The 20,777-nt window shown below is 60.0% G+C and carries 16 protein-coding genes; 7 read left to right on the top strand and 9 right to left on the bottom strand.

The window, feature by feature from the left end; all coding sequences use genetic code 11:
- Window positions 1-41 precede the first annotated feature (41 nt).
- Entirely contained in the window at window positions 42-821 is a 780-nt protein-coding gene (gene yaaA / locus DKW72_RS10480) for a peroxide stress protein YaaA (RefSeq protein WP_111642300.1), read from the bottom strand.
- 27 nt (window positions 822-848) lie between these two features.
- Window positions 849-1,337, bottom strand: coding sequence for a DUF4265 domain-containing protein (locus DKW72_RS10475; protein ID WP_111642299.1), 489 nt, complete (start codon window positions 1,335-1,337; stop codon window positions 849-851).
- A 72-nt stretch (window positions 1,338-1,409) separates the two neighbouring features.
- Between DKW72_RS10475 and DKW72_RS10470 the strand changes: the two genes are divergently transcribed.
- The 4 genes from DKW72_RS10470 (at window position 1,410) to DKW72_RS10455 (ending at window position 4,635) form a co-directional block, all read left to right on the top strand.
- Window positions 1,410-2,681, top strand: a complete 1,272-nt coding sequence (locus DKW72_RS10470) for a M48 family metalloprotease (RefSeq protein ID WP_232522374.1) — start codon at window positions 1,410-1,412, stop codon at window positions 2,679-2,681.
- A 45-nt stretch (window positions 2,682-2,726) separates the two neighbouring features.
- Window positions 2,727-3,125, top strand: a complete 399-nt coding sequence (gene yciA, locus DKW72_RS10465; RefSeq protein ID WP_408631107.1) for an acyl-CoA thioester hydrolase YciA — start codon at window positions 2,727-2,729, stop codon at window positions 3,123-3,125.
- Between the two features lie 344 nt (window positions 3,126-3,469).
- Window positions 3,470-4,033: a cytochrome b gene (locus DKW72_RS10460; protein ID WP_111642298.1), complete on the top strand. Its 564-nt coding sequence runs from the start codon at window positions 3,470-3,472 to the stop codon at window positions 4,031-4,033.
- A gap of 26 nt (window positions 4,034-4,059) precedes the next feature.
- Window positions 4,060-4,635, top strand: a complete 576-nt coding sequence (locus DKW72_RS10455) for a YceI family protein (protein ID WP_111642297.1) — start codon at window positions 4,060-4,062, stop codon at window positions 4,633-4,635.
- A 68-nt stretch (window positions 4,636-4,703) separates the two neighbouring features.
- On the opposite strand, the gene DKW72_RS10450 is transcribed toward DKW72_RS10455, so the two are convergent.
- A complete protein-coding gene (locus DKW72_RS10450) occupies window positions 4,704-7,574 on the bottom strand; it encodes a glycoside hydrolase family 9 protein (protein ID WP_232522373.1) in 2,871 nt (956 codons plus the stop codon).
- A 545-nt stretch (window positions 7,575-8,119) separates the two neighbouring features.
- Here DKW72_RS10450 and DKW72_RS10445 point away from each other — a divergent pair.
- Complete coding sequence (locus DKW72_RS10445) at window positions 8,120-10,009, top strand: cellulase family glycosylhydrolase (protein WP_111642296.1); 1,890 nt, start codon at window positions 8,120-8,122, stop codon at window positions 10,007-10,009.
- Window positions 10,010-10,041: 32 nt separating this feature from the next.
- Here DKW72_RS10445 and DKW72_RS10440 read toward each other — a convergent pair whose 3' ends face one another.
- Window positions 10,042-13,098 carry an efflux RND transporter permease subunit gene (locus DKW72_RS10440; RefSeq protein WP_111642295.1) on the bottom strand — a complete coding sequence of 1,019 codons (3,057 nt, stop codon included), beginning with the start codon at window positions 13,096-13,098 and terminating at the stop codon, window positions 10,042-10,044.
- 1 nt (window position 13,099) lies between these two features.
- On the bottom strand, window positions 13,100-14,215 hold the full coding sequence (locus DKW72_RS10435; protein WP_111642294.1) for an efflux RND transporter periplasmic adaptor subunit: 1,116 nt from the start codon (window positions 14,213-14,215) through the stop codon (window positions 13,100-13,102).
- Between the two features lie 192 nt (window positions 14,216-14,407).
- Here DKW72_RS10435 and DKW72_RS10430 point away from each other — a divergent pair, with 192 nt between their 5' ends.
- Window positions 14,408-15,616 carry a methyl-accepting chemotaxis protein gene (locus DKW72_RS10430; protein ID WP_111642293.1) on the top strand — a complete coding sequence of 403 codons (1,209 nt, stop codon included), beginning with the start codon at window positions 14,408-14,410 and terminating at the stop codon, window positions 15,614-15,616.
- Here DKW72_RS10430 and DKW72_RS10425 read toward each other — a convergent pair.
- From DKW72_RS10425 to DKW72_RS10410, 4 genes are all read right to left on the bottom strand, one after another.
- Window positions 15,609-15,848: a hypothetical protein gene (locus tag DKW72_RS10425; RefSeq protein WP_111642292.1), complete on the bottom strand. Its 240-nt coding sequence runs from the start codon at window positions 15,846-15,848 to the stop codon at window positions 15,609-15,611. The genes DKW72_RS10430 and DKW72_RS10425 overlap by 8 nt on opposite strands.
- 75 nt (window positions 15,849-15,923) lie before the next feature.
- A complete protein-coding gene (locus DKW72_RS10420) occupies window positions 15,924-16,472 on the bottom strand; it encodes a flavin reductase family protein (protein WP_111642291.1) in 549 nt (182 codons plus the stop codon).
- Window positions 16,473-16,480: 8 nt separating this feature from the next.
- The gene (locus DKW72_RS10415) at window positions 16,481-16,651 is read right to left on the bottom strand and encodes a DUF6435 family protein (RefSeq protein WP_111642290.1); all 171 of its coding nucleotides are present in this window, start codon (window positions 16,649-16,651) and stop codon (window positions 16,481-16,483) included.
- Between the two features lie 77 nt (window positions 16,652-16,728).
- Window positions 16,729-18,198, bottom strand: coding sequence for a tetratricopeptide repeat protein (locus DKW72_RS10410; RefSeq protein WP_111642289.1), 1,470 nt, complete (start codon window positions 18,196-18,198; stop codon window positions 16,729-16,731).
- A 255-nt stretch (window positions 18,199-18,453) separates the two neighbouring features.
- Between DKW72_RS10410 and uvrD the strand changes: the two genes are divergently transcribed.
- Window positions 18,454-20,649: a DNA helicase II gene (uvrD, locus tag DKW72_RS10405; RefSeq protein WP_111642288.1), complete on the top strand. Its 2,196-nt coding sequence runs from the start codon at window positions 18,454-18,456 to the stop codon at window positions 20,647-20,649.
- Window positions 20,650-20,777: the final 128 nt, after the last annotated feature.

The raw sequence follows: 20,777 nt of genomic DNA, 5'->3' as shown, positions 1-20,777 counted from the left end.
GTTGGCAGCAAAATTTGCATAAATTAATGCTCGATCGGGGCTTATTCGTCCGCGTTATCACGGGTATACACCCATGTATTCCCTTTCGATAAGTCTTCGTTATAAGCATAGCCACCATCGGCAAAGTTTTTCAGGGTTTGGGCCTTCTTGACCTGTTTCCTCGCCGCCCAGGCCGACATCATGCCCCGGGCTTTTTTGGCGTAGAAACTGATGATCTTGTACTGGCCGTTTTTCCGGTCCTTGAACACCGGGGTAATGATATCGGCCTCAACCTGCTTGGGCTTGACCGCTTTGAAGTATTCATTGGAGGCCAGATTGACCAACTCCCGGCTGCCCAGCGCCGCCAGCTGCGCGTTGATGGCGGCGGTAATCTGCTCGCCCCAGAAGGTGTACAGGTCCTTGCCGCGGTCGTTGGCGAATTTGGTGCCCATCTCCAGGCGGTAGGGCTGAATCAGGTCGAGCGGGCGCAACAAACCGTACAGGCCGGACAGAATACGCAGGTGATCCTGCGCGTAGGCCAGGGCTTTCGGGGACAGGTTTTCCGCATCAAGGCCGGTATAGACATCGCCCTTGAACGCCAGCACCGCCTGCTTGGCGTTGTCCGGCGTAAAGGGGGCGTGCCACTGGGCAAAGCGATCGTAATTGAGCTGACCGAGCTTGTCGCTGATGCCCATCAGGTCGGAAATATCCTGGGGCGCCAGGTGGCGCAACTGCGTAATCAACTGTTCGGACTCACGTAAAAAATCCGCCTGACTGTATGTGTCGGTCACCGGCGGGGTCTCGAAGTCGAGAGTCTTAGCGGGGGAAATCAGTAGCAACATAGCGTTGAATCCAAATATCGTTCGACGTTATTCCGGCTGCAGGACATCCTGCCACCAGTTCAGAGGCGTAGTGCCGTCGGTGGGGTCGTAGACGTTGCCGTAGAGCCAGGCGCTGTCTTCATCCGGCCCGACAATGCGGTTGAGAATGGCTTCGATGGCCTGAAAGCCGCAACTGACGTGGATGCTATACACCAGCATACGCGGAGTTTCGGTATCCAGCTCACCCCCGAGCTTTTCCAGCTCGCCGGTCAGCTGGTTCGCGAGGGCGGCGGTATCGCCGCGGCTGAACACGCGTATACTCAGATTACCGCTACGCTGAACCAGCTCAAACTGGGTCTTGTCCGGGCCCAGGCGAATCATATCGCCACTGGCCACGCCCTTGATAAACGCGGGGGATTGCACCAGTTGCAGATCGCCGTTGTCCAACTCCCGCACCCGCAGGCGCTCGACAAAGGGTTTTCCGTCCGGACCGATGCCGGCAAATAGTTCGATATGTTGCAGGGCTTTCATGCACAAGTCTCGCTGTTTTAGGGGTGGTCTGTTCTATAATGGCAACAGTATAAAGGTCTTGAGCTCCAGGAGGGCAACGTGAACACATTTCAAACACTCGTAGCCGGCGCATTGATCACGGTCGGCGCTGCCGGCTGTGCGGTCAACCCGGTCACCGGGGAGCGCCAATTTTCAGTGATGTCCGCCGAAGAGGAAATCGCCATCGGCCGCCAACACTATGTTCCCAGCCAGCAATCCCAGGGCGGGCGCTATGTGGTCGACCCGGATCTGGAGGTGTATATCCGGGATATCACCCTGAGCTTGGCCGAAGTCAGCGGTCGGCCGGGGCTACCCTACGACATTGTGGTACTGAACAGCAGCGTGCCCAATGCCTGGGCCATGCCCGGGGGCAAGATGGCGATTAACCGGGGGCTGCTGATGCACCTGGAAGATGAGGCCCAACTGGCCTCGGTGCTCGGGCACGAAGTGGTGCATGCCGCCGCGCGCCACAGCGCCACCCAAGCCAGCCGCAACCTGCTGCTGACCGGCGCCCTGACCCTGGCGGGGGTCGCTGCGGCCACCCGGGAATCCGATTACGCCGCACTGGCGGTGGGCGCCCTGGGCGTGGGAGCCATGGCCTGGCAGGCCCGTTACAGCCGCAGCCACGAGCTGGAGGCCGACTACTACGGCGTGCAGTATATGCTCGATCTCGGCTACGACCCTCAAGGGGCGGTTGAGCTCCAGGAAACCTTTGTGCGCTTGTCCGAAGGCCGCCAAAGTAACTGGCTCGACGGACTGTTCGCGAGTCACCCGCCGTCCCAGGAGCGGGTGCGCGCCAATCGCGAGCTGGCCGAGCAAAACCCCGGCGGCAAGCGCAATCGCGAAGCCTACCAGCGAGCCACCGCGCAGCTGCGCCAGGACGCCCCCGCTTACGAAAACTATGATCAGGCCCTGAAGGCCGCCAACGAAGGCGGCTACGATGAGGCCATGAATCTGGTGCAGCGCGCCATCGACCATCAGCCCCGGGAAAATCTTTTCTGGGAACTGAAAGGCCAACTGCACATGCAGAAAGAAGAACGTTCGGAGGCGATCAGCGCTTTTGACCGCTCTCTTAGCGCCAATCCCGAATTTTTCCGCCCGTATATTTACCGGGGTATTTTGCACAAAGCCGCGGACAACCGAAGCCAGGCGGAAGAAGACCTGCTCGCCAGTCGCCGCCTGCTGCCCACGCAACTCGGCAGTTACCATTTGGGCGAACTGGCCGAAGCGCGCGGCGCCCGGGACGAAGCCGTCAGCTACTACCGCGAGGTGATCGAAGCCGGCGGCGAACTGGGCGAGCGCGCCCAGCAACGTATGAGCGGCTTGCAATAGCGGGCCCCTTTCTTCCTTTAAGTCGTACCCGAGGAGCAACACACCATGGCCATGCATGGATTGGACGATCAGCCCACCCCCAATGGCACGCTGACCCTGCAGACCCTGTCGATGCCCAAAGACACCAACCCCTACGGGGATGTCTTTGGCGGTTGGCTGATGTCCCAGATGGATCTGGGCGGCGCCATCCTCGCCCAGGAGATTGCCAAAGGGCGGGTGACCACGGTGGCGGTCAGCAGTATGGGATTTTTACGCCCGGTACCGGTGGGCGCCACCATCAGTTGCTACGCTGAATGTATTGAGATTGGCCGCACCTCGATCAAGGTCATGATCGAGGTATGGATCAAGGATTGGCACAACGGCGACGCCGGCAAGGTCACCGAGGGCGAGTTTGTCTACGTCGCCATCGACGATAACGGTCGCACCCGCCCGGTGCCCAAGTAGTCAGTAACGCCGCTTGGGTGCCTCAGTGTCGGATTACGCCCTTCGGGCTAATCCGACCTACTCAGACAATGGCGCCAGCCAAATCCGACAAGCCTCCACTGCATCCCGTAGGTCGGATTAGCCGAAGGCGTAATCCGACAAAACGGCACGATTCTCCATCAATGCTGCCCCGCCGAGGCAGCGGACCCGATCAGACCTACCACCCCCTGCCTGACCACCTATCGCTTTACTATTCTTAACGCTGCCTCGGCAAAAACTCTGGTACGTTTGCATGACAAGTCCTTGGTTTATCTGGATTTGAAGCATTTGACGACCCACAGAAAACCTGGATATAACGTAAAGTTATGTTAACCGATAAGCGCTCCGGCTACGGCCTTGTCAGCATTCTGTTCCACTGGATCACCGCCATTTTGGTGGTGGGTCTGTTCGGACTCGGTCTGTATATGGTCGGTCTGAGCTATTACGACGCCTGGTATCAGAAAGGTCCGCCGCTGCACATCAGCCTTGGACTCACGCTGATGCTGCTGATGGTGGCGCGAGTGCTCTGGCGCCTGATCAACTGGCGCAAGCCGGCACCGCTTCCAGAGCATAGCCGCGCGGTTATCTGGGGTTCGGGAGCCGTTCAACTGCTGCTCTACATAATGATATTTACGGTCATCATCACCGGTTATCTGATGACGACATCGGACGGAAGGCCGGCACGGCTATTCGATCTGATGCGCTTCCCGGTATTGATCCGTCTGGGGCCAGACGGCGTAGACCGAGCGGGCCTGATCCACTTTTGGTGTGCCTGGGGCATTATTGTCCTGGCCAGCCTGCACGGAATCGCCGCGTTGATACACCATTTTGTCTGGCGCGATCGCACGCTCATGCGCATGATCAAGCCGGCACGACGCGAACAACCATGACGACTTACACAAACTGGAGATCCACCATGAAACGTCAACTCGCAACGCTGTTACTGGCAACCATCGGCCTGGTCGCACTGCCGGCCACCGCGGCCGACTACAAAATTGATACCGATGGCGCTCACGCCTTTATCAACTTCAAGGTCAACCACTTGGGCTTCAGCTGGCTGACCGGCCGCTTCAACGACTTTGACGGCGACTTCACCTGGGATGCCGACAAGCCTGAAGAAAGCCAGATCACCGTCAACATCCGCACCAACAGCGTCGACAGCAACCACTCCGAGCGCGATCGCCACCTGCGTAGCGACGACTTCCTGCACGTTGAGCGCTACCCGACCGCCACTTTCGTGAGCACCGCGGTCCACGCCGGTGAAGGCGACGAGCTGACCATTGTGGGCGATCTGACCCTGCACGGCACCACCCGCTCAATCACCATCGACGCAGAAAAAGTCGGTGAAGGCGAAGACCCCTGGGGCGGCCAGCGTGTCGGTTTTAAAGGCACCACCGAGTTTGTCATGGCCGACTTCGGCATGGACTACGACCTGGGCCCGCAGTCGCGCACTGTATACCTGGAGCTGCATGTAGAAGGGATTCGTCAGTAACGCGGACGCTGTTCCTTCAGACAAAAAAACGGCCACCCTCGGGTGGCCGTTTTTTTAGCGATCAAGACTCACTCGCAGACCGCGCCGGTAACGTCCGGGATCTGGGCCTCGCTACTGCCCTTGCTCACCTGGAAGCCAAACTCCACCGACTGCCCCGGTTCGATACGCCGGTTCCAGGTCAGATGGCTGGCGGTATAGGGATTGGAGCCGCTCAGCTCGGCGTTCCAGACATGCAACAGGGTCGAGCCGTCGGTGAAGGCCCACTCGACCTGCCAGCCGTCTATCGCCTGGCTGCCCTCATTGTTGATCACGATGGCGCCCACATAGCCCTCGCCCCATTCGGACTGGATCGCGAAGGTGCACTGCCCCTCACCGGGTCCAGGACCGGGATCAGAGTCCAGCTCGACCGTGAACTGACGGCTGTCGCTGATACCCAGGGTCTGGCCCTCGGTACCGAGCGCCTCCATGGTCACCACAAAGTCGCCTTCCTGCTCTGGCGCTGTGAGCGGAACGGTCTGGCTGGCCTCAAACTCGCCAACCTCGGTGCCATCAATATCCACGCGCAGGGCGTCAATATGGCTCACGCTCAGGTGCAGCTCAAAACCCTCTTCCGGCGCAAAAACGGTGCCCACACCCGGGCCGCTGATGCTCAGACTGGGTACCGCCGCCTGGCCCACCTGAATGGTCACAGTGGCCGGCTCGGACGCTGCGCCGTCGTCATCAATGGCCCGGTAAGTGAACTTGTCGGTACCGCTAAAACCGCTCTCGGGGCTGTAAGTGCGCTCGGCCCCCGCACCACTCAGGCTGCCATTGGCGGGTTGGCTGACAATCTCATAATCAACTACGACGCCGTCGCTGTCAGTGCCCTGTAACTCGACAGCGACAGGCGTTTGGTAGTCAGTGCTCAGCGTCAGGTCCTGAGCCTGGGGCGGACAATTGATGCCGGTCTCGGGGCCACAGCCCTGGCCGGGCTCCTGCCCCCACAAGAGGCCTTCACTGCTGTAGAGCGCCATGCCGGTCGCGGGCGCGCCGTACTGCTGGCTGGGGTTCTGGAAGGCGGGATCCCAGGAGGGATCATTGCTGTGGTCCCACGCATCGGCGGGCAGTGAATCCGGCAGCGCGGCGCGGAACTGGACTTCACGACGATGATCGGATTGACCGCCGGGGTAGACCCAGTCGCCCGCAAAGCTCACTTCGGCATAGTAAATGTGCGATGAGCCATCACCCCAGGCGTGCAGCCCGGTCACCGAGGAGGCCTGAGAAAAGGCCGTGGTCAGGTTCACGTCGTTGACGGTGTAGCCCGCATCGTAGAGTTCGGACAGGTCATAAAAGTAGCGGAAGTAGAGATCGTCCCGACCCTGTGCCGGGGTCGTGGTGCGGTTTTGCAGAACGGCGCGGATTTCCATGTGACGCGAGCCGCTACTGTTGACCGAAGCGCCGATCAACCACTCATCGTCCTGCGGATCCACCGCCGGCGGGAATTCGCTCTCGGGCAGCGCATCACCCCCGTACAGGCTGTACAGTGCGGCAGCCGCACCGGTAAAGCCGGCGTTATAGTCGATGGCCACTTCGTTCATGATGTAGTCGCCGCGGTCTTCCGTGTAGTTGGTGTCCGCGTCGGGGCCCGCCACCACGGCACCGATCAGTTCGTGACGCTGCTGCGCCGGCACGCTCAGGCTATCCGCCCAGGAACCGTGTGAGCCGCGATGATGAACATTGATCGGGTAGTCGTCGCCGTAGCCAATCAGGTAACTGAGATTGAGCGGATTGTCCCCGAGGATGTAATCAATCTGGCGTTTGCCAAACGCGTGATAGCGGTTATAGAGCGAGTGGTCCTCCCCCAGAGTGTCGGCATAATGCAGGGCCAGGAACGCCAGATTGGCGGCGTAACGGTTGACGCCCCAGCCTGAGCCGTCGACCACGGCGAGACCGGCGGCGGTACGCTGGCCATCGCCCACGCTCCAGTGATCCAGGTAGCGCTGGGCATCTGTGTGAAAGCGCTCGTCCCCAAGCAGGCCGGCGAGCAGTACGTAGACGCCGTAAGCCTTGTCGTTCCAGCTCAGTGACCAGGTGTACACGGGCGTGTCACTCTGGGTTTCAAAACCCATAAGGTCGTAGTAATAGAGTGCGCGATCCAGGTAATGATCGTCACCGGTAGCGCGCCAGAGCCAGACTGCGCCCCAGGCCATCTCATCCCAGTACACGCCGTGGGTCGAATTGTAGAAGGATTGTGCATCGGTGATGCAGTTGGAGTAAGCGTTGTCGGTGCCGTCTTCACCGGTGGTGGCCTCGGCAAAATCGTAGAGATCGACCGCGTGACTCATCAGGGTCTGTGCGTAGGTGGCGTCCGTCGGCTCGAACACCATGGACGACGCTGCCATAGCCGCGGCGGTTTCCGCTGCGAGATCCGGACCCGGACAGTCGAGATCAATTTTCATCGACGCGCGGGAATTGGGGATCTTCAAGTGAACGACTTCCGCCGGACCCCAGAAGCCGTGGTCTTCGTGCCCGAGCCCCACCTGGCCGTAAAACTCGTTGGGCGAGACGTGGGCATTGATAAAGTAATCGTTGACGAAACGGAGGTTGTTCAGCAAGTGCGGCAACTGGCCCGAGGCCTCATAGGCTTCGCGATAGTCAACGCCGCCCCAGGCCAATAGCGTTGTTGTCGCTGCCATAGGAAAGCCGAATTTGACATGATCGCCAGCGTCGAACCAGCCACCGCGCAGATCGACACCGACATCGGCGCCGTCGTCCGGAACCGAGTCGCCGCGCCAGGCGATGCGATTCCACTCGGGGAGTGGGCCCGCCTGCTGGGCTTCGTAAAACAAGATGGATTTCTGTAACGCCTCGCCGTAGGAATGCGCATCGGCCGGCCCTGCGTGTATCAGCCCGGCACTCAGCACAAACGCTGCGGCGGCTTTGAAGGTGTGATGTATCACAATGGGATCTCCTGCAATTATTTTACTGTGAATTCAAAACCTCGCCCGCACTGCCATGAGCGACGCGCCGATTATCCGTGTTAGCCCACGACACTCCCGTTAACTGGTTCACGAAGACCCGAATGCTTTTTGCGGTGTGAATCAAAACCCGAAGCGGGTTGGCATTATCGGTGTGATAAACAGATGACGTGTGTTAGTGGATTTCGCCGCAAGCATTTCGTCCCATGGCAGCCAACTCTTCCACAAAAATGATTTTAACGAAGTGATTTTCCTTCGGTGTTGGTATCGACGACAGAATGGCGCGGAAGTTATTTTAAACCTGTCGTTGAATACTTTTCGGTTGGCACAGCAATCTCTTTGCAAAACCCTGGATCGTCTCTTTCAATGTTAAATCCTTTCGATTTGCAGCTAATCACAAACCTGAAAAATAGTTGCTCCTTGCGCGCACAACTTGAAGGCGATCACTTTTTATTTTCTTGTGGTTGTTATGGTGCGAGTGCGTTTTAGGCAGTACGCATACAAATATCCAATAAGGAGAAAACACCATGTTCGACAAAAAATCGAAGGCAAACCCTTTTGCGTTGTCACTCCTGGCAGCAGGAATCGCGCTCGCCAGTCACAGCGCTTCTGCGCAGACAGCGTCGTGCGAATACATCGTCAATGACGACTGGGGCAGCGGCGCCGTCGCCACCATTCGCTTGACCAACACCGGCAGCTCGACCATTAACGGATGGGATGTCAGCTGGGGTTACGACAACAACACCATTTCCAACCTTTGGAATGCCAACCTCTCGGGCAATAACCCGTACAGCGCATCCAACCTGACCTGGAACAGTGCCATCGCGCCCGGCCAGTCCGTAGAGTTTGGCATGCAAGTCAACAGCAGTGGAACCGCCGAAGTTCCCGACATCTCTGGCGATATCTGCGATGACAGCGCTGACAATGGCAATGGGAACGGCAACGGAAATGGCAATGGAAATGGAAATGGCAACGGCAACGGCAACGGCAACGGCAACGGCAACGGAGACAATGGTAATGGCAACGGCGAACCGACTGCCGGTGTCTTCCGTGTCGACGAAAGTGGTAACGTGACCAAGAACGGCGACGTGATGCCGGTTCAGTGTGGTAGCTGGTTCGGTCTTGAAGGTCGCCACGAGCCCGAGAACGATCCGGACAACCCGGGCGGCGCTCCCATGGAGCTGTTTGTCGGGAACATGTGGTGGGCCAACGACGGACAAGGCACTGGCCGGACCATCCAGCAAACCATGGATGAGATCAAGGATCTCGGCATCAACGTGGTACGTCTCCCGATTTCACCCCAGACCCTCGACCCGAACGATCCGCAAAGCTCAGGCGACGGCATTCTGAAAAACCACGAATCCGTGCGTCAGGACAATGCCCGTCAGGCGATGGAAGACTTTATTGTCCAAGCGGCCGAGAACGACATTCAGGTGATTATTGGTATTCACTCCTGCTCCAACTATCTGGGTTGGCGTGCCGGCCGTCTGGACGCCACTCCGCCCTATGCTGATACCGAGCGTGTCGGTTATGAGTTCTTCCGTGACGGCTATGCCTGCGGCTACGACGGTGTCGGACCGGATGTGGTTGTCCACGAGTACAACGAAGAGTTGTGGCTCAACGACCTGCGTGAAATCGCTCAACTGCAACACGATCTCGACGTCGACAACATCCTGGGTATCGATATCTTTAACGAACCCTGGGACTATACCTGGGATCAGTGGAAGGGCATGGTTGAGCGCGCCTATGAGGCCATCAACGAGGTCAACCAGGACACGCTCATCGTCGTTCAGGGTATCGGCTCTACGCTTTCCGACGACACCCATGTTCCCCACGGAGATACTGCCTACAACCCGAACTGGGGGGAGAACTTCTACTCCTTTGGCGAGAACCCGATCGACATTCCCCGCGATCGCCTGGTGATTTCACCGCATACCTACGGGCCGTCCGTGTTCGTACAGAACCACTTCCTGGATCCGAGCCAATCCGAGTGTGAAGGCCTTGAAGGGAACGCCGCAGGTGAAGCCGGTTGTAACGTTGTGTTGAATACCGCCACTCTGCGCGCCGGCTGGGATCAACACTTTGGCTATCTGGCTGGTCAGGGTTACGCGATTTTGATCGGTGAGTTTGGCGGTAACGCCGATTGGCCGCTCGAAACACCCCAGGCCCAACAAGACCTGTGGAGTCACCAGGCACCGGGCACTGACCTGCAATGGCAGGAAATGCTGGTCGACTATATGGTCGAAAATGATATGCAGGGTTGCTACTGGTCAATCAACCCGGAGTCGACAGACACCTGGGGCCTGTACAACCACGCTTACGAGCCGGAAACCAACGAAGGTGGCTGGGGCACCTGGCTGGACTTCGATGAGCGTAAAGCTGACCTGCTCAGAACCCTCTGGGGCGAAAACCAATAACAATTATCCTCGGTAGGTAGATTGCGGGGGCGCTAAGCAGGCCCCCGCCTTTTTTCTTTCACTCCCTCCAACAGACTGTAGGCCGCCGGAACCACTAACAGCGTCAAGGCCGTCGATACCGTCATGCCGAAGATGATCGTTACCGCCAATGCGTTATTCCCCTGGCCACCCGGTCCGCTATCAAAGGCCGCCGGAATCATCGCCAGAATCAACGTCAGTGACGTCATCAGTACCGGGCGCAAACGCACCGGACACGCTGACTGCAATGCTTCATTAATGCTCATGTCCCGATGGCGTCGATACTGGTTGGTGAGGTCGATCAACAGGATCGAGTTCTTCGTCACCACGCCAATCAAAAGCACCATGCCAATCATCGAGAAAATATTGAGCGTGTTGCCGGTAATCCACAAGCCTAAAACTGCACCCATCATCGCCAAGGGCATCGCCAGCATGATAATCAGCGGTTGCAAAAAGGAATTGAACTGACTCGCCAGCACCATGTAGACAAGCAGCACGGCCACGACAAAAACAAACACTATGGCATTCACCGTTCGGCCCAACTCTTCCGCCTGTCCGGCCAGCGCGATATTGAACCCCCCAGGCAAGAATTGATCGGCCACTTCGTTGACCGATGCCACCGCGTCGCCAAGATTTTTCTCCGGACTGACATAAAATGGCGCGGCGTACTGCAGGTCGTAACGGCTGATTACCGCTGGCGCGCGCCCCGCGTCAAAACGGGCGACGCTGTCGAGCCGAATGCGCTCACCGCCGGGATTGCGCAGCCAGATGCGGTTGATATCTTCCGGCCGGGTGAATTGGTCTTCCCGACCTTTCATGCGCACGCGGAAGCGCTCGCCACCCCCAAAATCATCATCGTAGCGCGCGATATCCGAGCCGCCGATCAGAATGTTCACCGTCTGCACGATTTCCTCGGTACTCAGGCCTGCCAGGAGCGCACGCTCGCGATCGACATTCAGGCGCAGTTCCGGCTGCTCCAGGCGCAGATCCATATCGATATTGCCCATTCCCTCACGCGCCTGCAGTTCACTCAGGAATTCATCGGCCACACCGGCCAGATCATCGAGACTGGGACCGCGCACGAAAAACTGCAGCGGCTCGCCGCGCTGACCACCAACCATCCCCGGACTGGCAGTGAAGATACGCACCCCGGGAATGTCAGCAAACTTGTCGTTGAGGCGCGCCATCACCGCCTGCTGTGAAGTGCCGCGCTCATCCCAGTGCTTGAGGCGCACAAAACTGATGGCCTCGTTGACTGCATCGCCTCCGCCAATACCAATCGCAGCGAAAAAGTTTTCCACTTCATCCTGCTCCGCCAGAATCGCTTCCACCTGGGCGAGCTTCTCATCCATATACTCGATCGAAGAGCCAAGCGGCGCACGCATATTGACGACGATCTGCCCTTCATCTTCCTCTGGCGCAAACTCCCCGCCGAGCTGGGTGACAATCAGGCCGCTGGCGATCAACAACGCGCCGCAGGCGAGCAGGGTTTTGGCTCGCCCGCGCAAGGCAAACGCCAGGGTCCGTCGATAGCCATTGTCCAGGCGCTGGAACGCCCCCTCAAGGACGTGATACACCTTGCCGTGAGATTCGGGAATACTCAGGTAGCGGGAGCAGAGCATGGGTATGAGCGTGAGGGCAACAAAGGTGGATACCGCCACCCCGAAGACCACCACCACGGCAAAGGACTCGAAGAAGCGCCCGATCATCCCCTCCATAAAGAACACGGAACCAAAGATGGCAATCAGAGACAGGGACGACGCAATGACGGCGGTATACACTTCGTTGGCGCCTTTGGCCGCGGCTTTTCTTGCGTCTTTCTCGCCCCCTTCCCGGTGGCGCCAGATGTTTTCCAGAACCACGATGGCATCGTCCACCACCAGGCCGATCAGCAACAGAATGGCGAGCATGGTCATGGAGTTGAGGGTATAGCCGGCGAAGTACATCACCGCCGTGACCGCCAGCAGGGACACCGGAATGGACGCAGCAATCAGAAAGGTCGAGCGCAGACTTTTGAGAAACAGCCACATGACCAAGGCCGCCAATAACACAGCGAGCAACAGGGTGCGCTCGAGGTTGTCGATCATACTGCGGATAAAAATCGACTCATCGGAGGAGATACGGATATCCACGCCGGAAGGCAGCAGCGGTTTGATCTCCGCCTCCAACCGACGCTGCACCTCATCGATGATCTCGACCGTATTGGCGCCGGCAATTTTGACCACCCCCAGACCGACACTGGCTTCGCCATTAAAGCGTGCCAGGCGGCGATAGTCCGAGAGCCCGTCCACCACATCGCTGACGTCCCGCAGGCGCACCAGGCGCTCATCGCTGCGGGCCACTATCAGCTCCGCCAGCTCGTCGACGTCGCTGTATTCCAAATCCAGGTTGAGCATCTGCTCCTGACGCCCGCCCACCAGAAAGCCGCCCGGGGCAAGCACATGCTCGCGCTCGAGTGCGGCCATAACCTCGGGCACGGTGACCGCCTCGCGGTTCATGGCATCCACATCCAGCTCGATGCGGATGCGTCGATTGCGACCACCGCCCAGGCGGGCCTCACCGACACCGGAAATCTGTTCCAGCTGCGGGCGCACCGTGTTGCGCGCCAGCTCCGTCAGTTGCTGCTCGGTGCGATCGCCCTGGAGCACCAACCACATGATCGGTCGGGCATCGGCCTCGACTTTTTCAACAATGGGTGCTTCGGCATCGTCAGGGAGGTTGGCGATCTCCTCGCTCACCCGGGTCTGAACCTCGGCAAAGGCGGTGTCGATATCCCGACCCAGCTCAAAGGTGATACTGACCACCGAGGTGCTGGGCGAGGATGTGGAATTGATATTGTCGATCCCGGGCACCGTATTGACCGCGCGCTCGATAAACTGGGTCACGCTCGATTCGACGGTGCTGGGGTCCGCACCGGGCAGGGCCGTGTTAACCGAGATGATGGGGAAATCGACATTGGGTACCCGGTCATTGCCAATATCGTTGTAACCGATGATACCGAAGAGCACCAGCACCAGACTCATCATCAGCGCCATCACATGGCGCCGGATGGAAAACTCGGGCAGGGTCATATCAGTCGGCCTCCTGCACCCGAACCTCGGTGCCGTCGCTCAAAAAGTCGGCGCCATCGACCACCACCCGTTCGTCAGCATCGACACCGTCGAGTATTTCAATCACGTCCGCGGAGTGGTAGCCGGTGCTCACCTCCCGCTCTTCCACCTCGGCGTTCTCACCTTCGCCAGGCACCACATACACGACCTGCCGCCCCGGGCGATCCACCACACTGCCGGCGGGCACCTGGATCGCGCCCTCGCGCCGGTCCACCTCCACCAGTGCTTCGAGCAGCGCGCCCAGCGGCCACGTCTCAGGCGCTTCGAACTCCACCACGGCGACACCGCCCGAGCCTTCATCCACGGACGGCCGCAAACGTGTCACCTCGCCCTCGAGCCAATCGTCGTCGCTGTCGAGCCGGCGCAGGCGCGCGGGCATCCCCTCGGCCAGGCGCCCAATAACCTGCTCGGGAAACGGTAAGCGTACCCGTGCCGCGGTCTCCGGCACCAGGCGAAAAGCGGGCTCTCCCGCACTCAGGGAGTCACCCTCAGAGAGTTCGCGGGCGTCGACGCGACCCGCAAAAGGGGCGCGGATCTCGGTTTCGCGCAACTGGCGCCGGGCCTCATCCCTCTCACTCATCGCCGCCTCGCGGCGTTCGCGCGCAGATTCCAGCTCGGTGCGTGCCCCCTCCAGCTCCGAATCACTGACGTAGCCACCCTCGGCTACCTCGGTCATGCGCTCCAGATCCCGCTGGAGCTGCTCCAGCTCTGCGTCGAGTGCCGCCACCTCGGCCTCGGCCGCGCTGAGCGCCGACTCGTAGCGCTCGCGCTCTATCTCCGCTAGCACATCCCCGGCGTCGACCCGGTCGCCCACATCCTTGTGCACGCGCACGACACGGCCTCCGACCTCGGCCGCAACATAGGGGTCGGACAAGGCCTCGCTGCGGCCCAGGGAGCGCTCGGTTTCCACCACGGTGGCGCGCTCGGCCAGCGCCACTCTGACCGGTGTCGCAGAGGAGGAGTCATTGTCCGCTTCATCGTCGGCACCGGAAGAACAACCAAGCAGCGCAAGAGCACCGGACAGCAGTAGGAATGAGAAGGGGCGGAAGGGCATGCGTGACAACGCATTACACGGCATGGGCGGGAACACCTTTTTTGAGGAACACTGCCATAAACCCTAGACCGTGAATCCCGAGGCGTCCAGAAATTGGGGCGGGCAAATCAGCCGAGGGTTGACATAAATTAAGGTTTTAACGCCACGAGCCGATACACTTTTACCCGCCCAGCAATCCGATAAACGCCCACCCAGAGCGGGCAGGGGAGAGACCCGATGGAGACTGTGATCGCCGTGTACCAGTGGATTGAAAAGACCTTTTTCGGGACCCTTGCCCGCAAACTAACCGGAAATATCGCCTTTCTGGCGGTATTTTTTGGCCTGGCCTTGACCCTGGCCTACCCCGAGAACGGTGCCGATGGCCGCTGGTGGCTGCTGGCCACAGCCGGTGCAGGGGCCTTCGTCTTTACCTTGTTCTACCTCTATATGCTGATCGTGCGCCCGGTACACGCCCTGGTGGATGCCCTGCACCAGGCCAACCGCAAAGGTGCCGACCTCCATTACCGATTGCCCGCCTTTACCTTTGACGAATTCCGCACCCTGTCCGAGGAGTACAACCAGTTTGTCGCTCAGTTGGCAGAGATGCTGGCCGGGATTCACGGCAACGCCCAGGACAACTGCGATACCAACCAACAAGTCGCCAGCACCGCCCAGAGTGCTCGCCTACAGCTCCGGGATGTCGAAACCCGCAGCCGGGCGATTCGTCAGGATAGCGAAGAGGTTGTGAGTCACCTGGGCGATATCGTACGCACCAGTGATGAGGTGGGTGAGGTCAGTCGCTCAACCGTTGAAAAAGCCGGCACCGCCAACCGCCAGCTACAACACCTGTCCGACCAGCTCGCCGACATCGTCAAACTGCTGTCGTCCTTTGGCGGCACGGTGGAGGGCCTGCAGAAGAACGGGCAGGATGTGCGCCAGATTCTGAGTATGGTGGAAAACTTTTCCGATCAGACCAACCTGCTGGCTCTGAACGCCGCCATCGAAGCGGCCCGGGCCGGAGACGCCGGACGCGGATTTGCGGTGGTCGCCGATGAGGTGCGCAGCCTGGCGGCCAAGGTCAACGATGCCACCGGACAGATTTCCGGGTTTCTCAACGACATGGAACGGCTGGTGGCGGACACCCGGGCCGAGTCCGACCGCCTCAACGAACAGGCGGAGCGGGCGCGCAACCATATCGGCAGTACCCACGCCGAATTTGCCGAGTTGCAAACCAGCCTCACCGACGCCCAGCAAGGTACCGAACGCATCAATGAAACCGTCACAGCGCTGGAGCAGCGCTACCGGCAGACCCATCAACACGTCACCGCCATTGAAGCAGTAGCTCAGGAAGCCTACGCCCAGATGGGCAGTATCGACGACGCGACCAAAACCCTCCTGACCGGCACCGATCGTACCCGGGCGCAGCTGACGCGTTTCGCTAGATAAAGATCAGGAGGCCCAGGGCAATGATGGCCGCCAGGGCCAAAAACAATTTGCCCAAATTGGCGTTGCCCTCATGGCGCTCCTTGAGATCCTGCTTGAGCAGAGCGACCTGCTGATCGGTCAAATGGCCGCAGTGGGGACACAGTGTTTCCTTTTTACTGTACTGCTGACCGCAGCGCTCACATTTATTGAGCTTGCGCGGAAGAATCGGTGGAGGAAGAAAGGGGCCGGCCATAGGGTCACACAGAGGTAGACGATGAGTGAGCCGCTATTGTCGGGCATCGGCTCCACCGCCGCAAGCGGGCGCCGGTCAGTCCAGGGCTTCGAGATCCACCGAACCGTCATCCCGCCAGGCCTGTTGATCCAGATGCACTTCGTCAATTTCGCCGATGATGAGTTCGGTATCGTTCAGTTCAATCAACTTGGACTCGCGCCAGCGTAGGCCGATACGCAGGGCACTCTCGGCGACGTAGGGCGCCGGGAAGGTGCCGCTGTACCAGGGCGTCAGGCCCACCTGGGCGAATTCCGACTGCTCCCGGGGGTAGCGCGCCGAGGTCTGGTGCGCGGCCTCGACAAAATCCGGGCGCACATGATTGAGAGTAAATACCCCGGTGGCCATCAGGTTGTCTACCGTATGCCGCTCCACGGAGCGGGGCCGGGTCACCATGGCCATCAGGGGCGGATTGGCGCCCAGGTGAATCACCGAACTGACAATGGCCAGATTTTCCCGCCCGTCGGCGTCGACCGTCCCCACCAGGTTCAGGCTCTTGAAACCCGACAGTGAGTTGATGAACTGCACCCGAAAGCGCGGGTCCATGGCATCGATCTCGGCCCGACTGACCGGTGTGCGCGAATCCATTGGTTCCACTACTCCGCCTTGAGCGCTTGCAACTGCTTGTAGATCACATCGGCCTCAGCGCTCAGTTCACTGTAGCGCCGGATGTCGCCATTTCGTTGGCTCTGCATCGCCTGCTCGAGTTTGGCTTCATAGGCCTTCTGCAATTTCTTGCTGGGGTCGCTTTTGAACAGGTTGAACATTGAGTACCTCATGCCATTGGCTGAATAAGTGTGTTCGGCAGAGAGTACGCGCAATCGCGGCCGATAGATCCCCACACTCACTCATTCTCTGCCGAGGTCAGGCGCGCTCGCGCTTCCTGGGCCGATTCCTGCTCTTCCGGCGAATGGCCATAGCGCTCGGCGTTGCTGACAAACTGTTCGGCCAGGTCAGGGCGCTCCAGATCCATCAGGTCGTTGGCGAGCAGCAGGTTTACCGTCACGCTGGCGGGAAACTGCTGATAAATGGCCATCAATGCCCGCAGGGCCTCTTGCGGCTGGCCGGCGGCCTTGTGCAATAGCGCTTTGTAGTAAAGGCTTTCGGTGTCATCGGGCACCTGCGCCAACGCGGCATCAGCATAAGTCAGGCCCCGCTTGGCGTAGGGTGCCTCAAAGCCCGCTTCGGTCGCGGCCTCGTGCCGGTCATGGTAAAAGTGCGCGGCATTGGCCTTTACCCGCAAGTGCTCGGGGTCGAGGGCCAGGGCCTTTGCCAGGTCTCGTTCGGCGTCGGTGAGGTTGCCGGCATGATTGACCAGTACCGCGCGCAACGCCAAGCCCCGCGCAGCATCGGCCCGCTCCTCATCAAGCTCCGCCAAATATTCCCGTGCGCGCTCCTCCTGGCCGAGGCGCCAGAGCAGGTCCGCCAGGGCAAACTGACGCTCATTGTCGGACAGTGTCCGCTTGTCAATCGTCCCCTCGTAACGGGCGACGGGCAAGCTGAGCACCCGGGTAAACCGGTTAGCCCGATAGCGCCGAATCTGGCGATCCATATCCCGCAACGGCATATCAAAGGCCTGCTCAAACGCCGTCGGCGAGTCCACCCCCTGGTTGTAGAGCATCAGGTATTCCCGGGTTTGGGCGCTGTAGTCGGGGCCATCAAACAGGGGCGCCAACTCCAGGTAGTGCACAGTGAGCCAGGACGATGCATAAAACTGCATCCAATAACGCGCGCGCTCCGACTCGTAGTCCGGCGCCATCAGGTCATCCAGACGATGCCAGCCGGGGGCGTTGAGCCAATGGCGACGCCAGGGGTGGAGCGCGCCGAGCAGCACCCGATCCTCCTCGATCACCATCGAGGCCAGCACCTCGGACAGGCCCTCGTTGTACCAGCGCGGATACCGTATCTGGCTGTGTTCCGCCAGCAGGTAGTGCACGTACTCGTGGAAAAGCACCACCGAGCTGTCCTGAAAATTGTCCATCGGCCCTACAACCATGCGCGGCCCGGCGTCGGTGTTGGCATAGAAGCCACCAATCATCGGATTGTCGGTGAGCGCCTGAAACTGATCTTTGTCCGCATACATGAGCACCTGCATGCGCTGATTCTCGGGCCGGTCTTCGAGCTGCATATACTGCAACACGGCCGCGCGATACTGCTCAAATTCCCGCAGTAGGGACTTGGCGACATCAGCTGGCTGATCGGAGAGAATGGCGAAGTTGGTCGACCGGTATTCGGTCCAGGCGGTGGCCCTGGCCGGGTCGGCGAGCAGCATCAGAAAAACGGCGATACAGAATAAACGGTAGATGGTTGCCATGGTGTACATTCCCTGGTGGTTGGCGTTTAAATCCCTGATCGTGTGACGTCAGACTTTATCGTTGTCATTCTGACTGCAGCCTAGCAAAAAATGCCGCCGGCGTTAACCGGTCTGGTCAGAAACGAGGGGGTTTGACACCCCTCCCACAAAACTGTACGTTTAACCAGTTATTTTGTGACGGACACGCCTGAAATCCGTGCCCAAACCCGGTAAACTGCGCCTCCCTGAATTCATCAATACCGAGAGCTTTACTCCATGGACGCTTCGCCCCTGCTCGACTCCCTGAACGACGCCCAGCACCAGGCGGTGGCCGCCCCGGCGGGCAACCAGCTGATTCTGGCCGGGGCGGGCAGCGGCAAGACCCGGGTGCTGGTGCACCGGATCGCCTGGCTGATTCAGGAGCAGGGGGTGTCACCCCATTCGATCATGGCGGTGACCTTTACCAACAAGGCCGCACGCGAGATGCGCGGGCGCCTGGATGAGCTGTTCCGCGAACTGGGCCGCCCCCTGAATACCCGCAGCCTGTGGGTGGGCACCTTCCACGGCCTGGCCCATCGCCTGCTCAAGGCCCACTGGCAGGACGCCAATCTGCCCCAGAACTTCCAGATTCTGGACTCGGACGACCAGTTGCGGCTGGTCAAGCGGGTGTACCAGAACCTGCAGATCGACGAGACCCGCTGGCCGGTCAAACAGGCCCAGTGGTTTATCAACGGCCAGAAGGACGAGGGTCTGCGCCCGGACCATATTCAGGAAACCGGCGACCTGTTTATCAAAACCATGATCCGGGTCTACAGGGCCTACGAGGAAGACTGCCAGCGCGGCGGGCTGGTGGATTTTGCCGAGCTGTTGCTGCGCGCCCACGAGCTGTGGCTGCACAAGCCGCACATCCTGGAGCACTACCGGGAGCGCTTCCCCTTTATTCTGGTGGACGAATTTCAGGACACCAACGCCGTGCAGTACGCCTGGCTGCGGGTGCTGGCGGGGGAGCGCTGCTATGTCACCGCAGTCGGGGACGACGACCAGTCCATTTACGGCTGGCGCGGCGCACGCATCGAGAATATCCGCCGCTTTACCGACGAGTTCGCAAATGTGCAGACCATTCGCCTGGAGCAGAACTACCGTTCCACCAGTACCATCCTGAATGCCGCCAATGCCGTGATCGCCAACAACTTTGGGCGCATGGGCAAGGAGCTGTGGACCGACGGTGTCGAGGGCGAACCCATCAGCCTGTACGCGGCCTTTAACGAGCAGGACGAAGCGCGCTTTATCGTCGAGCGCATCGAGGACTGGGTCAAACAGGGCAACAGCTACAGCAGTTGCGCGATCCTGTACCGTTCCAACGCCCAGTCCCGGGTGCTGGAAGAGGCGCTCCTGCGCGAGGCCATCGCCTACCGCATCTACGGCGGCCAGCGCTTCTACGACCGCCTGGAGATTCGCAATGCCCTGGGCTATCTGCGCCTGATCGCCAACCCGGACGACGACGCCGCCTTCGAGCGGGTCATCAACACCCCCACCCGGGGCATCGGTGGCAAAACCGTGGACGAGATCCGCCTGTTCGCCCGGGAGCAGGGCTGCTCGCTCTGGCGCGCGGCGCACCAGATGTTGCTCAACAAGGCCATGAGCGCGCGCGCCGGCAATGCCCTGAAGGGTTTTATCGAATTGGTGGAAGCCCTGGCCGACGAGCGCGTCAACGTCGAGGAGCAGGGCCTGGATTACCTGGCCGACCGGGTGCTGGAAGGCACCGGGCTGTTGCGCTTTCACGAAAGCGAAAAAGGCGAAAAGGGTCTGGCCCGGGCAGAGAACCTACGCGAGCTGGTCAACGCCTGTGGCGCCTTCGACGCCGACGAGGCGCTGGAAACCGACCTGCTGCAGCAGTTCCTGGATACCGCCGCGCTGGATGCCGGCGAAAATCAGGCGGACGAATTTGAAGACGCTGTGCAGCTGATGACCCTGCACTCCGCCAAGGGCCTGGAGTTCCCCCGGGTGTTTATGGCGGGTATGGAAGAAAACCTGTTCCCCCACCGCATGTCCATGGAAGACCCGGATCGGCTCGAAGAGGAGCGTCGCCTGTGCTACGTGGGCCTGACCCGCGCCATGGAGCAGCTGACGCTCACCTACGCCGAAACCCGGCGCCTGTACGGCAACGAAACCTTCAATGCCCTATCGCGCTTTGTGAAGGAAATCCCGGAGAAGTATCTGCAGGAAGTGCGGGTCAAATCCCAGATCAGCCGCCCGATCAGCTTCCAGCGGGAAGCCCCGCGCGAGCGCCTGAGCGACTCGGGGGAGGACACCGGCTTTTATCTGGGCCAGCGGGTCAGTCACGGGTTGTTCGGCGAGGGCGTGATTCTGCACTTTGAAGGCAACGGCGCCGCGACCCGGGTGCAGGTCAAGTTTGAGAACGAAGGCAGCAAGTGGCTGGTGTTGCAGTACGCCAAGCTCTCACCACTCTAAACAGCCCCTACATTGGAGCGTCGAGGTCGGGTATCCCCTTTTGGGACCGTCTGCCGCCTGGATGGCGGCAGTCGAGCCCCCAGGGATGGGTTTACGGCGTGTCCCAAAAGGGGATACCCGACCTCGAC

The sequence above is a fragment of the Marinimicrobium alkaliphilum genome (assembly GCF_003259155.1).
In the GTDB taxonomy this organism is placed as follows: Bacteria; Pseudomonadota; Gammaproteobacteria; order Pseudomonadales; family Cellvibrionaceae; genus Marinimicrobium_A; species Marinimicrobium_A alkaliphilum.
The sequence above is the reverse complement of the archived record's forward strand: the minus strand, read 5'-3'. Positions and strand labels throughout refer to the sequence as shown.